The 13,264-nt window shown below is 68.9% G+C and carries 12 protein-coding genes and 2 tRNA genes; 9 read left to right on the plus strand and 5 right to left on the minus strand.

Annotated elements, in window-relative coordinates; genetic code table 11:
* Window positions 1–40 precede the first annotated feature (40 nt).
* The 4 genes from gyrA (at window position 41) to DEI86_RS09185 (ending at window position 3,380) form a co-directional block, all read left to right on the plus strand.
* Complete coding sequence (gene gyrA / locus DEI86_RS09170) at window positions 41–2,671, plus strand: DNA gyrase subunit A (protein ID WP_111026528.1); 2,631 nt, start codon at window positions 41–43, stop codon at window positions 2,669–2,671.
* Window positions 2,664–3,071 carry a DUF3566 domain-containing protein gene (locus DEI86_RS09175; RefSeq protein WP_111011930.1) on the plus strand — a complete coding sequence of 136 codons (408 nt, stop codon included), beginning with the start codon at window positions 2,664–2,666 and terminating at the stop codon, window positions 3,069–3,071. Before gyrA ends, DEI86_RS09175 begins: the two co-directional genes overlap by 8 nt.
* 74 nt (window positions 3,072–3,145) lie before the next feature.
* Window positions 3,146–3,219 (plus strand) — tRNA-Ile (locus DEI86_RS09180).
* 85 nt (window positions 3,220–3,304) lie between these two features.
* Window positions 3,305–3,380, plus strand: a tRNA-Ala gene (locus DEI86_RS09185).
* A gap of 335 nt (window positions 3,381–3,715) precedes the next feature.
* Here DEI86_RS09185 and DEI86_RS09190 read toward each other — a convergent pair.
* Window positions 3,716–4,306, minus strand: a complete 591-nt coding sequence (locus tag DEI86_RS09190) for a hypothetical protein (RefSeq protein WP_111049354.1) — start codon at window positions 4,304–4,306, stop codon at window positions 3,716–3,718.
* Between the two features lie 121 nt (window positions 4,307–4,427).
* Between DEI86_RS09190 and DEI86_RS09195 the strand changes: the two genes are divergently transcribed.
* Complete coding sequence (locus DEI86_RS09195) at window positions 4,428–4,982, plus strand: peptidylprolyl isomerase (RefSeq protein ID WP_111010788.1); 555 nt, start codon at window positions 4,428–4,430, stop codon at window positions 4,980–4,982.
* Window positions 4,982–5,836, plus strand: a complete 855-nt coding sequence (locus DEI86_RS09200) for a rhomboid family intramembrane serine protease (protein ID WP_111011932.1) — start codon at window positions 4,982–4,984, stop codon at window positions 5,834–5,836. The genes DEI86_RS09195 and DEI86_RS09200 overlap by 1 nt, the downstream gene beginning before the upstream one ends.
* 174 nt (window positions 5,837–6,010) lie before the next feature.
* Here DEI86_RS09200 and DEI86_RS09205 read toward each other — a convergent pair whose 3' ends face one another.
* Window positions 6,011–6,265, minus strand: a complete 255-nt coding sequence (locus DEI86_RS09205; protein ID WP_111010790.1) for a cell division protein CrgA — start codon at window positions 6,263–6,265, stop codon at window positions 6,011–6,013.
* 72 nt (window positions 6,266–6,337) lie between these two features.
* On the opposite strand from DEI86_RS09205, the gene DEI86_RS09210 reads away from it, so the two are divergent.
* Genes DEI86_RS09210 through DEI86_RS09215 form a run of 3 tightly spaced genes read left to right on the plus strand, consistent with a single transcriptional unit; the run spans window position 6,338 to window position 7,937 of the window.
* Window positions 6,338–7,120: a class E sortase gene (locus DEI86_RS09210; RefSeq protein WP_111010791.1), complete on the plus strand. Its 783-nt coding sequence runs from the start codon at window positions 6,338–6,340 to the stop codon at window positions 7,118–7,120.
* Window positions 7,121–7,128: 8 nt separating this feature from the next.
* The gene (locus DEI86_RS16535) at window positions 7,129–7,290 is read left to right on the plus strand and encodes a hypothetical protein (protein ID WP_181434571.1); all 162 of its coding nucleotides are present in this window, start codon (window positions 7,129–7,131) and stop codon (window positions 7,288–7,290) included.
* Window positions 7,287–7,937: an aminodeoxychorismate/anthranilate synthase component II gene (locus tag DEI86_RS09215; protein ID WP_111011934.1), complete on the plus strand. Its 651-nt coding sequence runs from the start codon at window positions 7,287–7,289 to the stop codon at window positions 7,935–7,937. Before DEI86_RS16535 ends, DEI86_RS09215 begins: the two co-directional genes overlap by 4 nt.
* A 169-nt stretch (window positions 7,938–8,106) precedes the next feature.
* Here DEI86_RS09215 and pknB read toward each other — a convergent pair whose 3' ends face one another.
* The 3 genes from pknB to DEI86_RS09230 all read right to left on the minus strand — a co-directional run bounded on the left by pknB (window position 8,107) and on the right by DEI86_RS09230 (window position 13,263).
* A complete protein-coding gene (gene pknB, locus DEI86_RS09220; protein ID WP_258376499.1) occupies window positions 8,107–9,894 on the minus strand; it encodes a Stk1 family PASTA domain-containing Ser/Thr kinase in 1,788 nt (595 codons plus the stop codon).
* Between the two features lie 97 nt (window positions 9,895–9,991).
* Entirely contained in the window at window positions 9,992–11,812 is a 1,821-nt protein-coding gene (locus DEI86_RS09225; RefSeq protein WP_111010794.1) for a protein kinase, read from the minus strand.
* The gene (locus DEI86_RS09230; RefSeq protein ID WP_111011937.1) at window positions 11,809–13,263 is read right to left on the minus strand and encodes a penicillin-binding protein 2; all 1,455 of its coding nucleotides are present in this window, start codon (window positions 13,261–13,263) and stop codon (window positions 11,809–11,811) included. The genes DEI86_RS09225 and DEI86_RS09230 overlap by 4 nt, the downstream gene beginning before the upstream one ends.
* Between the last annotated feature and the right edge of the window lies 1 nt (window position 13,264).

Raw genomic sequence — 13,264 nt, forward strand, 5'->3', positions numbered from 1 at the left:
GACGGAACCACGGCCTCCCGGCCGATGAGAGAGGCAGCACATGGCTGACGACAACGACAACGGCGGCGACGAGCCCGAGGTCGTGCACGGCGACGCCGGCGACATCGTGCTCTCGGGCGACCGCATCTCGCAGGTCGACCTCCAGCTCGAGATGCAGCGGTCCTACCTCGACTACGCCATGAGCGTCATCGTCGGGCGTGCGCTCCCGGAGGTCCGTGACGGCCTCAAGCCCGTGCACCGGCGCGTCCTCTACGCGATGTACGACGGCGGGTACCGCCCGGACCGCGCCTTCTCCAAGTGCTCGCGCGTGGTCGGCGACGTCATGGGGCAGTTCCACCCGCACGGCGACTCCGCCATCTACGACGCCCTCGTCCGCCTGGTGCAGCCGTGGAGCCTCCGGTACCCGCTCGCGCTCGGCCAGGGCAACTTCGGGTCCCCCGGCAACGACGGTGCCGCCGCCCCGCGGTACACCGAGACGAAGATGGCTCCGCTCGCGCTCGAGATGGTGCGGGACATCGAGGAAGACACCGTCGACTTCCAGGACAACTACGACGGCCGCACGCAGGAACCGTCGATCCTGCCGTCGCGCTTCCCGAACCTGCTCGTCAACGGGTCGGTCGGCATCGCGGTCGGCATGGCCACGAACATCCCGCCGCACAACCTGCGCGAGGTCGCCGAGGGGGCGAAGTGGGCGCTCGAACACCCGGACGCGACGCGCGAGGAGCTCCTCGAGGCGCTCATGCAGCGGATCAAGGGCCCGGACTTCCCGACCGGCGCGCAGATCCTCGGCGTCCGCGGGATCCAGGACGCCTACCGCACGGGCCGTGGTTCGATCACCATGCGCGCGGTCGTCAACGTCGAGGAGATCCAGGGTCGGACCTGCCTCGTCGTGACCGAGCTGCCGTACCAGGTGAACCCGGACAACCTCGCGGTCAAGATCGCGGAGCTCGTCAAGGACGGCCGCCTGGCGGGCATCGCGGACATCCGCGACGAGACCTCCGGCCGCACGGGACAGCGGCTCGTGATCGTCCTCAAGCGCGACGCGGTCGCCAAGGTCGTGCTCAACAACCTGTACAAGCACACGCAGCTGCAGGAGAACTTCGGCGCGAACATGCTCGCGATCGTCGACGGTGTCCCGCGCACGCTCGCGCTCGACGGCTTCATCTCGGCGTGGGTCGACCACCAGGTCGAGGTCATCGTCCGGCGGACCCGCTTCCGGCTCCGCAAGGCAGAGGAGCGGGCGCACATCCTCCGCGGGTACCTCGCCGCCCTCGACGCGCTCGACGAGGTCATCGCGCTCATCCGCCGGTCGCCGACGGTCGAGGAGGCCCGGGACGGCCTCATGGCGCTGCTGTCGGTCGACGAGGTCCAGGCACGCGCGATCCTCGACCTGCAGCTCCGTCGTCTCGCCGCCCTCGAGCGACAGCGGATCCACGAGGAGGCCGAGGAGCTCGAGCGCCTCATCGCGGACTACCAGGACATCCTCGCGCGTCCCGAGCGCCAGCGCGTGATCATCGGCGAGGAGCTCGACGAGATCGTCGCCAAGTTCGGCGACGATCGCCGCACCGAGGTGATGTTCGGGTTCGACGGCGACATGAGCGTCGAGGACCTCATCCCCGAGGAGGAGATGGTCGTCACCATCACGCGTGGTGGCTACGTCAAGCGCACGCGCAGCGACAACTACCGGTCCCAGCACCGCGGCGGCAAGGGCGTCAAGGGCGCCCAGCTCCGAGCGGACGACGTCGTGGACCACTTCTTCGTCACGACGACGCACCACTGGCTGCTGTTCCTGACCGACAAGGGTCGCGTCTACCGCGCCAAGGCGTACGAACTCCAGGAGGCGGGGCGCGACGCGAAGGGCCAGCACGTCGCCAACCTGCTCGCCATGCAGCCCGACGAGCAGATCTCGCAGGTCCTCGACATCCGCGACTACGAGGCAGCCCAGTACCTCGTGTTGGCGACCCGCGACGGCCTGGTCAAGAAGACCGCGCTCACCGAGTACGACACGAACCGCACCGGCGGGATCATCGCGATCAACCTCCGCGAGGGTGACGCACTCGTCTCCGCACTCCTGGTGGACGAGTCCGACGACCTCCTCCTGGTCTCGCGGCACGGCATGTCGCTCCGGTTCACCGCGACCAACGACGCCCTGCGTCCGATGGGCCGCTCGACGTCCGGCGTCAAGGGCATGACCTTCCGTGGGGACGACTCGCTGCTGTCCGCCTCGGTCGCGCACGACGAGGGATTCGTGTTCGTGATGACGGAGGGCGGCTACGCCAAGCGCACCGCCGTGGACCAGTACCGCGTGCAGGGTCGCGGCGGTCTCGGTATCAAGGTCGCCAAGCTCGCGGTCGACCGGGGTGACCTGGTCGGCGGTCTCATCGTCAGCGGGGACGACGAGGTGCTCGTCGTGCTGGCTTCCGGCAAGGTGGTAAGGTCTGCCGTGGCCGAGGTCCCTGCCAAGGGGCGCGACACCATGGGCGTCGTGTTCGCACGCTTCGCCGACGACGACCGGATCATCGCAGTGGCCCGGAACAGTGAACGGAACCTGGACGACCAGGCCGACGCCGAGATCGAACCCGCGGGCCCGGTCGAAGCAGTGAGCCCCGCCGAGGCAACGGACGAGCCCGCCGACCCGCAGGCCGGAGAGGACCAGTCAACGAATGAGTAGTGTCGCCGAGAAGCTCCAGCGCAAGACGAAGCGACCCGTCGGCACCAAGCAGGTCCGGCTGCGCCTGGTGTACCTCGACTTCTGGTCCTGCGTGAAGCTGTCGTTCCTCATCGCGCTGGCCGGCAGCATCGTGATCGTCGTGGCGACCATGCTCGTCTGGATCATCCTGAACCAGACGGGCGTGTTCACCCAGATCGACAAGCTGCTGCAGGACGTCACCGGCAAGAACAACTACTCGATCATGGACCAGTTCTCGCTGGGCCAGGTCATGGGGTTCTCGATCGTCGTCGGGAGCCTCAACGTGGTGGTCGGCACGGTGCTCGGCGCGATCGTGAGCGTGCTGTACAACCTCAGCGTGCGGATCACCGGTGGTCTGCTCGTCGGGTTCACCAACAACTGACCCGGATCACCGGTCTGGAGGCCCCACCCGATTCGCGCCCGCGGCGCGCGTCATGTAGGCTTTCATCCGGTCTCGGGGCTATAGCTCAGGCGGTTAGAGCGCTTCGCTGATAACGAAGAGGTCCTAGGTTCAAGTCCTAGTAGCCCCACTCCGACGGTTCGCCGTCATCGTGACTGCACCACCGAGCCCGTATGACCCGTCGGCTGCTCCTCCGGTAGCATGGCCGACCATCCGGGGCCTTAGCTCAATTGGCAGAGCACCGCCTTTGCAAGGCGGGGGTTAGGGGTTCGATTCCCCTAGGCTCCACCAGCTGTCTGGGCTGCTCGGCGCTTCGCGCCTTCGCAGCCCGCTGGTTCAGTGCTTCATGCGCGCCGCCGCCCCTGCGGCGCGACGTCGCGGGGCGTGCCTGAGCGCTCCGTGCTCGGCGCTCGGCGCGCGGCGCCGGCCCAGTGCCTTCGGTCCGGGCGTCCCTTCCGGTCCTCCTCTTGCGCGAGATCGCAGGAGGTGCCGCTTCGGACCGCGCCGAAACGACATCTGCTGTGATCTCGGCGGAGGGCTGCCGGCAACGCCGGGTGGGATGGCCCTCCCGGCATGACGAACGGCCCGCGCCGAGTGACACGGGCCGTTCGTGTGGTGCGATCCGATCAGGCGGCGGGCTTGCCCGCCGCGTCCGCGTCGTCGGCGACCCACAGGTCATCGTCGGCACGGAGGGTCTGGTACGCCGCGTACGCGGCTCCGATGACGGCGACGGCACCGACGACGATGAGCGCGACGCCGCCGAAGCCGAGTCCGCTCTTCTGCTTCGGCGCGGCCTTGACCACCGTCTTGGCGGCCTTGCGGCCCTTCTTCGAGGCCTTGGCCGCCTTCTTGGTGGCGTCGGCGACGATCTTGCGCACCTTCGGGTCCTTGGCCAGGTCCACGACGCTCATCGCGGACCCGAGGGTCGACACGAGGCTCGGGACGACCTCGGTGGTCAGCCGGGTCTTGGTGGCGGTCGCCGCCGACGTCGCCGCGTGCACCCCGGTGGCGACGGCGGGCTTGACCCCGTTGTCGATGGCGTCCTTGACGCGGGGGCCGAGGTCGTTGCGAGCGGCGTCGGCGGCGTGCAGCCGGGCCTCGGCCAGGATGGCGTTCGCGTGCTCGAGGACCTTGCGCTGCTCGCCGAGGAGGGTGGTCGTCTGACCCTTGAGCTTCTTGATCTGCTTCTTGCGCTTGCGGGAGAGTTCCATGGTCATGAGCTACCTCCATCGGATCGGGCGGTGAGATGCCCATCCTGCCACCGGAGACCCTGGCAGGTCACGGTGCCTCGTCTGGAAGTACCATGAACGACCCGGGAGCGCATGCGAGAATGGCCACATGTCTTCGCACACCGCTGTTGCAACCATCCACACCAACCTCGGCGACATCCGCGTCAACCTCTTCGGCAACCACGCACCCAAGACGGTCGCGAACTTCGTCGGACTCGCCACGGGCACGCAGGAGTGGACGCACCCGGGTACCGGCAAGGTGTCGACGGACAAGCTGTACGACGGCGTCGTGTTCCACCGCATCATCAAGGACTTCATGATCCAGGGCGGTGACCCGCTCGGCCAGGGCATCGGCGGTCCGGGCTACCGCTTCGACGACGAGATCCACCCGGAGCTCACGTTCCAGCAGCCGTACATCCTGGCGATGGCGAACGCCGGCACCCAGGGTGGCCGCGGCACCAACGGATCGCAGTTCTTCATCACGACCGTCGCCACCCCATGGCTGCAGGGCAAGCACACGATCTTCGGAGAGGTCGCCGACGACGAGTCGCGCGCGGTCGTCGACGCGATCGAGGCCGTGCCCACCGACGGCCGCGACAAGCCGCGTGAGGACGTCGTCATCCAGAGCATCGACGTGACCGACTCCGCTGGCGCCGGGGCGTAGTGACCGACTTCTCCCAAGACCGAGCGAACTTCTGCTACCGGCACCCGGACCGGCAGAGCTTCATCCTGTGTCAGCGTTGCGGGCGGACGATCTGCACCGAGTGCCAGACGCCGGCCGCCGTCGGGGTGCACTGCCCCGAGTGCGTGCGTGAGCAGCGCGCGCAGTTCTCGTCGAACCGCCGGACCGTCGGCCCGAGCACCTTCACGGTGGCACGGCGTCGCTTCGGCATGATCGACCAGAAAGCGACGACGGTCATCGTCGTCGTCAGCGTCGCCATCTGGCTGCTGCAGATGCTGACCGGCGGGACGAACGGGCCGGTCACCGCCGCGCTCGACTACAACCCGTACTGGCTGCCGACGCAGCCATGGCGGTTGATCACGACGATGTTCGTCCATGGCAGCTTCCTGCACATCCTGTTCAACATGTGGGCCGTGTGGATCTTCGGCCGCATGCTCGAGCAGATGCTCGGGACCTGGCGGTTCGTGGCGCTGTACTTCATCAGCGGTCTCGTCGGTTCGGTGGCGGTGACGGTGCTGGCGCCGCAGACCACGGTGATCGGCGCCTCCGGGGCGATCTTCGGACTGTTCGCGGTGTTCTTCGTGCTCCAGCGGAGTCTCGGTGGCAACGCGGTCCAGATCCTGGTCATCATCGGGCTCAACCTGGTGATCGGGTTCCTGGTCGCCGGCGTCGCATGGCAGGCGCACGTCGGTGGCGTCGTCGCGGGCTTCGTGACGGGCTTCATCTTCACCCGGACCCGCAATGTCCGACGGCGTGGGCTCCAGATCACCCTGCTCGTCGCCGAGGCCGTCGTCGCGGTCGCCATCGCCGCAGCGGCCTACGCCGTGTACACGTGAGCACCGTCGGGAGGCCCGACACACGAAGGCCCGCGGACCGGACGGTCCGCGGGCCTTCCGTCTCCCCCCGAAGAGGGGGATGAGTTATCCACAGCCATGTCCACATTGGGGATAATCACAGCTGTGTAAGTCCACTAGGCTCCGCCGTCACCCGGCGGACAGATCGTGTTCGCCTCAGCGCCACTTCGTCGTCATGAGGAACCCGATGAACATGATCCCGAAGCCGATCAGGATGTTGAGCGACCCGAGCGTCGGCACGGGCAGCGTTCCCTGCGAGACGTAGAACACGATGACCCAGGCGAGGCCGACGAGCATGAAGCCGAACATGACCGGCTTGAACCACACCGGGTTCGGTGCACCGCCGGCAGTGTCGACCGAGTCGGCTCGGGCCTGCCGGGCGGGCTTCGTACGGTCCTTCTGCTTGGCCATGGCCGGTATCCTACCGTCAACACATCTGCCACCCGCTCGGGTGGGTGGGCTGTCGGACGGGGGACGAACCACATGACCGTGACCGAGGTGCCCGTCGAGGGCGACGCTCACGCCCCGTCCCCGGACACGGGCGGCCGTCGTCGACGCCGAGGCCACGTGACCGTCCTCGGTGTCCTGGGCGACCTGCTCATCACGGCGGGTGTGCTCGTCCTCCTGTTCATCGCGTGGCAGCAGTGGTTCAACGACCTGGTCGTCGCCAAGCAGCACGAACACCAGGCCCAGCAGTTCAGCAAGTCGCTCGGTGCGATCTCGACGCCAGCGCCCACCCCCACGCAGGGGTACGGTCCGCCGAAGGTCAGCGCGCAGCCCGGCAACACCAAGGTGTTCGGCGTCATGTACGTGCCCCGGTTCGGTGCGACCTACGCCGTCCCCATGGCCGGCGGCACGACCACGGCGGGCACACTCGACACGATCGGCATCGGGCACTACGACCACACCCAGATGCCCGGTCAGGTCGGGAACTTCGCCGTCGCCGGTCACCGCACGACGCACGGCGCCCCGTTCAACCAGATCGCGAACCTCCAGGTCGGCGACAAGATCTACCTCGAGACCGCGGACGGCTTCTACACCTACACGTTCCGCAACCTGGAGTACGTGCCGCCGACGCAGGTGACGGTCCTCGACCAGGACCCCGACGACGTCGGCGTCGCGACGAAGGACCGGATCATGACGATGACGAGCTGCAACCCGATGTACTCGGCGCAGGAGCGCATCGTCGCCTTCAGTGTGTTCGATTCGTGGCAGCCACGGTCCGCGGGAGCGCCGACGGCCATCGCGTCCGAGGTCAAGGGTTAGGAGACCACATGTACGGTGCGCTCTGGCGGGTCCTGCCCGGTCCGGTGTGGGTACGGATCGTCGAGGTCCTGGTCCTCGTCGCGATCGTCCTCGCCGTCCTCGACCTGTGGGTGTTCCCCTGGGTGCAGGAGCTGATCCCCACCCCCGACGTGACGGTCGGCCACCGATGAGCCGGATCCTGGTCGTGGACAACTACGACAGCTTCGTCTACACGCTCAACGGCTACGTGCAACAGCTCGGTGCCGAGACCGACGTGGTCCGCAACGACGCGATCGATGCGGACGCCATCGCCGACCGCATCGCCGAGTACGACGGCGTCCTGCTGTCGCCGGGGCCCGGCGCTCCCGCCGCTGCCGGTGTCTCGATCCCCGCCGTGCATGCTGCGATCGGCGCCGACGTGCCGTTGCTCGGGGTGTGCCTCGGACACCAGGCCATCGCGGAGGCACTCGGGGCCACGGTGACCCACGCCGAGGAACTCATGCACGGCAAGACGTCGAGCGTGATGCACGACGACAGCCCGCTGTTCGTCGGCGTTCCGCAGCCGTTCACGGCGACCCGGTACCACTCGCTCGCGGTGGTCGACGGCACGGTGCCCGACGAACTCGAGGTCACCGCGCGGACGACCGGGGGTGTGATCATGGGAGTCCAGCACCGGGAGGCTCCGGTCTTCGGCGTGCAGTTCCACCCGGAGTCCGTCCTGACCGAGGGCGGGTACCGCATGGTGGGGAACTGGCTCGAGCTGACCGGGCTCGCGGGTGCCGCCACGGCCGCGGACGGACTCGGTCCGCTCATCACGTCGCCCTCGACAGACCGCTGAGGGCGAGGCGCGGACCGCTGAGGGCGACGCGCGGGCGACCTGCGGGTCACGCGGCCCGATGAGAATCACGCGGCCCGGTGAGGCTCACGCGATCTCCGATGAGGGTCACGCGGTCTGGAGAGGACCACGGGGTCCGCCGGAGGCGGCGCCCCGGACGGTCGACGAACCGTCAGTGGTCGTCGTCGTCGCCGTTCCCGGAGTCGCTGCTCTGGGTCGGTGCCGGCGTCGATGTCTGCGTGGGCTGCGCGGAGGCGGCACAGTACGTCAGCTGCACGGTCGAGCCCTGCGGCTGATCGCCCGGCGGGAGCGACTGCTGCGTCACGGTGCTGCCAGTGCAGGTGTAGTCCGGCTGCGGCTGCACGGTGAGCCCGAGGCCGGCGAGTGTCGCGTTCGCCGTCGAGAAGGGCTGCTTCGTGACGTCGGGCAGCTGGATCTTGCCGTTCGAGACGACGATGTTCACGACCGAGCCCTTGTTGACGGTCGTGCCCGAGCCCGGGTCGGTGCTGAGGACGGTGCCTGCGGGCACGGTCGCCGAGTACCCCGAGTTGCTGCTGCCGATCTTGAGGCCCTGCGACTTCAGGGTGGTCTCGGCGGCGTCCTGGGACTGGTTCGTCACGTCCGGCACGGCGACCTGCGCCGGACCGGCCGAGACCACGACCCGGATGTTCTGCTGGGGCGCGACGTTCGTGCCGGCACCGGGCGTGGTCCGGATGATGGTGTCCTTCGGGACCGACGTCGAGTTCCTGTCGACGCGGACGGCGACGAGATGGCGCTTCTCCAGGGCCTTCTGCCCGGTCTGCCAGGTCGCGCCGGCCACGTTCGGCACGGACACCGACGAGGACACGGACGACGTGGATGGCTGGAGGTTCGCGACCCACCAGACGACGGCGATCACGACGGCTGCGATGACGATGACGCCGAGCCAGATCCACGCGACGGGCGGTCGGCTCTGCGTCCGCTGCGGGCGGGCGTCATCGGGGTCGTCGAGCTCGCGGAAGGCCGCGTCGGCGCTGTCGGAGGTCCGGGGGTCGACGCCGAACAGGACGGTCGAGGCGTCGGCGGCGGCCGGTAGCCGACGCGTCGCGGGGACGTGCCCGGACGCGGCCTGCTGGAGGTCACGACGGAACTCCGCGGCGCTCTGGAACCGCTGCGACCGGTCCTTCGCGAGGGCGCGCAGCGTGACCGCGTCGAGTGCGGGCGACACGGCTGGGTTCACGGTGCTCGGGGCGGCCGGCTGCTCGCTGACGTGCTGGTACGCGACCGCCACGGGCGAGTCCCCGCGGAACGGCGGACGACCGGTGAGCAGCTCGAACAGGACGATGCCCGTCGAGTACAGGTCGGTGCGGGCGTCGACGGTCTCGCCGCGGGCCTGCTCGGGGGAGAAGTACGAGGCGGTTCCGAGGATCGCGGTCGTCTGGGCCACGGTCGCCGAGGTGTCGGTGATGGCCCGCGCGATCCCGAAGTCCATGACCTTGACCTGGCCGGACTGCGTCACCATGACGTTCGCGGGCTTGATGTCCCGGTGCACGACACCCGCACGGTGGCTGTACTCGAGCGCGGTGAGGATGCCCTCGGTGATGCGGACGGCCTCGTCCGGAGCGAGCGGGCCGTCGGTGAGGATGTCGCTGAGCGGACGCCCCTCGACGAACTCCATGACGATGTACGGCACCTGGACCTCGGCACCGGAGGGCTCGGTCACCGTTTCCTCACCGGCGTCGTACACGCGGACGATGGTCGGGTGGGCCATGCGCGCGGCGGCCTGGGCCTCTTGCCGGAAGCGTGTGCGGAACGAGGGGTCGTTCGCCAGGCTCGGCTTGAGGAGCTTGACCGCGACCCGACGACCGAGCCGGGTGTCGTTGCCGATGTGGACCGTCGCCATGCCGCCCCGGCCGATCGTGTCGCCGATCTCGTACCGGCCGGCGAGGAGGGAGATCCCCGCGGTCACACCTTCTGCCACGTGTCCTCCGAGTGTCCGTCGCGATCAGTGTACGGCAGGGGTTCCTGACGGATCGCTGGCGCGGGCGACCCGGTGGCGAACCGTTATCGGAAGGTCATCAGCGGTGCAGACCGACCCGGTTCGCGATCTGGTCGAGCACGTTGTTCGCGTCGTCGTTCGAGGTGCCGGGGGTACCCGGGGTCCCGGCGGAGCTCGGTGTGGGCGTGCTCGTCGCAGCCGGCTGGTACTGCACGGTGAGCGGCTGGGACGAGCCCGACTGTAGGTCCCCGCAGTTGACGGTGTAGGTGAGGGACACCGTTCCGGGCGAGCCGGCGGAGACGCGGACCGACGTGCCGCGGGTCGCCCCCGAGGACGCCCCGGAGCCGTCCGTGCCGTTCTGGATCGTGTACGAGTACCCGGTGAGGCTGTAGCCGGTCGGGCACTGCGTGTACGCCGGCCAGGTCGCCGTGAAGGTGCCGTCCGACGAGATCGGCGAGGCGGTGGCCGTGGACGGGGTGGGCGCCGACGGCATGGGCCCGTAGGCCTTGACGGTGATGGTGGAGCCGTACGGCAGGTTGCCGGTGGGGTCGATGGACTGCACCGTGTTCTCCGGCGTCGTGCTCGACGCCGGATCGCCGGTGACGACCTTGACGGTGAACCCCTCGGCGCGCAGCGCGGCCGCCACGTCGTCGACGTTCTTGCCCGTGTAGTCGCCCTCGTTCACCGTGACGGTCTGGGGCTGGGCGGTGGTCGGCGTGGAACTCGGGCTGTCGCTCGGCTCGGACCGCTTCGGCGTGGACGCGTGCGATGGGGTCTCCGACGCACTCGGGTCCTGCTGGTTGCCGCGGTTCGCGAACACGATGCCGCCGATGACGAGCGCCGCGACGAGGAGCGCCCCGAGGACGATGAGGGGCCACAACCAGGGCCGGCGCTTCCGGCCGTCGTCGTCGGGGGTCGGCGGGGTGCCGGGGCCCCTGGGCACGGCCGGCCCCGGCGTCGGAGCGAGTCGCTGGGTGGCCTGGGTCCCGATGATGCTCGTGGCGTCGTCGTTGCCGACCGGCGGGTTGAAGGCGACCGTGGCTGCGCCGAGCGCCGGGACGGCGACGGTGGCCGCGGCGACGTCACCACGTCGGAGTGCCTGCGCCGCGCGTGCGAGGTTCGCCGCGGTCGCCGGGCGGTCGGCGGGCTTCTTCGCGATGCAGGACATCACCAGATCGCGCACGGGCTCGGGGATCGACGCCGGGAGCTCCGGGGGCTGCTCGTTGATGTGCGCCATCGCGATCGCGACCTGGGACTCACCCGTGAACGGACGCTTGCCCGCGAGGCACTCGTAGGCGACGATCCCGAGCGAGTAGATGTCCGTCGAGGGCGACGCCGGGTGACCGCTCGCCTGCTCCGGCGACAGGTACTGCACGGTGCCCATCACCTGACCCGTCGCGGTCAGGGGGACCTGATCGGCGATGCGCGCGATGCCGAAGTCCGTGATCTTCACCCGGCCGTCCGGGGTGATCAGGAGGTTGCCGGGCTTGATGTCCCGGTGCACCAGCCCGACCGCGTGCGCGGCCTGCAGGGCGTTGGCCGTCTGCGCGACGATGTCGAGGACCTTGTCGACGGGGAGTGTGTGCTCACGCTCGAGCAGCGTCGAGAGCGCCTCGCCGGGGACGAGTTCCATGACGAGGTAGGCGCTGCCGTCCTCTTCGCCGTAGTCGAAGACGTTCGCTATGCCCTCGTGGTTGACGAGTGCCGCGTGTCGGGCCTCCGCGCGGAAGCGCTCGAGGAACCCGGGGTCGCCGAGGTACTCGTCCTTGAGGATCTTGAGCGCGACGGTGCGACCGATGACGAGGTCGGTCGCCTGCCACACCTCGCCCATGCCGCCGATCGCGACGCGGGAGGAGAGCTGGTACCGCCCACCGAAGGTGAGTCCGCTGGTGGGTCTCATTTGTTCAGCACCGCCTCCATGACTTTCTTCGCGATCGGAGCCGCGACCGTGTTGCCCACGCCCTGTTGTCCGAGTCCGCCGCCGTTCCCCACGACCACGGCGACGGCGACCTGCGGGTCCTTCGCGGGGGCGAACCCGGTGAACCAGAGCGTGTAGGGATCGCCCGTCCCGTTCTCGGCGGTGCCCGTCTTGCCCGCCACGTCGACCCCGTCGATTCTCGCATTGGTGCCGGTGCCGTTGTCGACGACGCTCTCCATGGCCTTGGTCAGGTCGGAGGCGACGTCGGACGAGATCGGGTCGCCGTACTGCTTGGCCTGGAACGGGACCACCGTCTTCAGGTCGCTCGTCGTGATCTTGTCGATGAGCGTGGGGCTCATCACCCGGCCGCCGTTCGCGATGCCGGCCGACACCATCGCCATCTGGAGCGGGGTCACCCGGACGCTCTGCTGACCGAAGGCACTCCGCATGAGCTCGGCGGTGCCGTCGGTCTGCGGGTACTGGCTCGGCGTGCTCGCCATCGGCACGTGGATGCTGTCGCCGAAGCCGTACTGCTTGGCCATCGCGTTGATGGCGTCGTAGCCGAGCTTCTGGCCGAGCTCCGCGAACGGGATGTTGCACGAGTTCTGGATCGCGACGGCGATGGTGACCGTGTTGCCACCGCCGCAGGACCCGCCCTCTGCGTTGTTGATCGTGCGGCTCGTGCCCGGCAGGGTCAGTGTCGACGGGTTCGGCAGCGTCGAGTCGAGGTCGTAGTCACCGCTCGCGAAGGCGGCGGAAGCGACGATCAGCTTGAACGTGGACCCCGGCGCGTACAGGTCGCCGGCGATCGCGCGGTTCTGCAGCGGCTGGCTCTCGGCGGACAGGAGGGCGTGGTACTGGGCCAGGACCTGCTTCGTGTCGTGCACGGCGAGCGTGTTGGGGTCGAACGACGCCTTCGACACCATGGCGAGGATCTTGCCGGTCTTCGGCTCGATGGCGACGACCGCACCGGTGTTCGAGCCGAGTGCGTCGAACGCGGCCTGCTGCACCTGCGGGTCGATCGTCAGGTTGACGTCGTCGCCCTGGACGTCCTGCCCGGTGAGGATCGAGTTGATGTTGCTGAAGAAGCTGTCGGAACTCGTGCCCGCGAGGTAGGAGTTCTCGGCGCTCTCGACCCCGGTCTCGCCCTGCCCGATGGTGAAGTACCCGGTCACGGCGCTGTACAGGTCGCCGTTCGCGTAGGTGCGCTGGTAGTTGTACTGGTCGTCCACGGGCTTCGACTCGGCGATGGGGGTGCCGTCGACCAGGATCGCGCCGCGTTTGGTCGAGTAGCTGTCGAGGATCGTCCGGGAGTTCCGGGAGTCGGCCCGGAGCTGCTGGGCCGAGAAGAACTGGATGCTCGTCGTCGACACGAAGAGCGCGACGAACATGAGCACGACCACGGTCGAGATCGAGCGGAGTTGGCGTTTCACG

The organism is Curtobacterium sp. MCBD17_028, from assembly GCF_003234875.1.
Lineage (GTDB): Bacteria > Actinomycetota > Actinomycetes > Actinomycetales > Microbacteriaceae > Curtobacterium.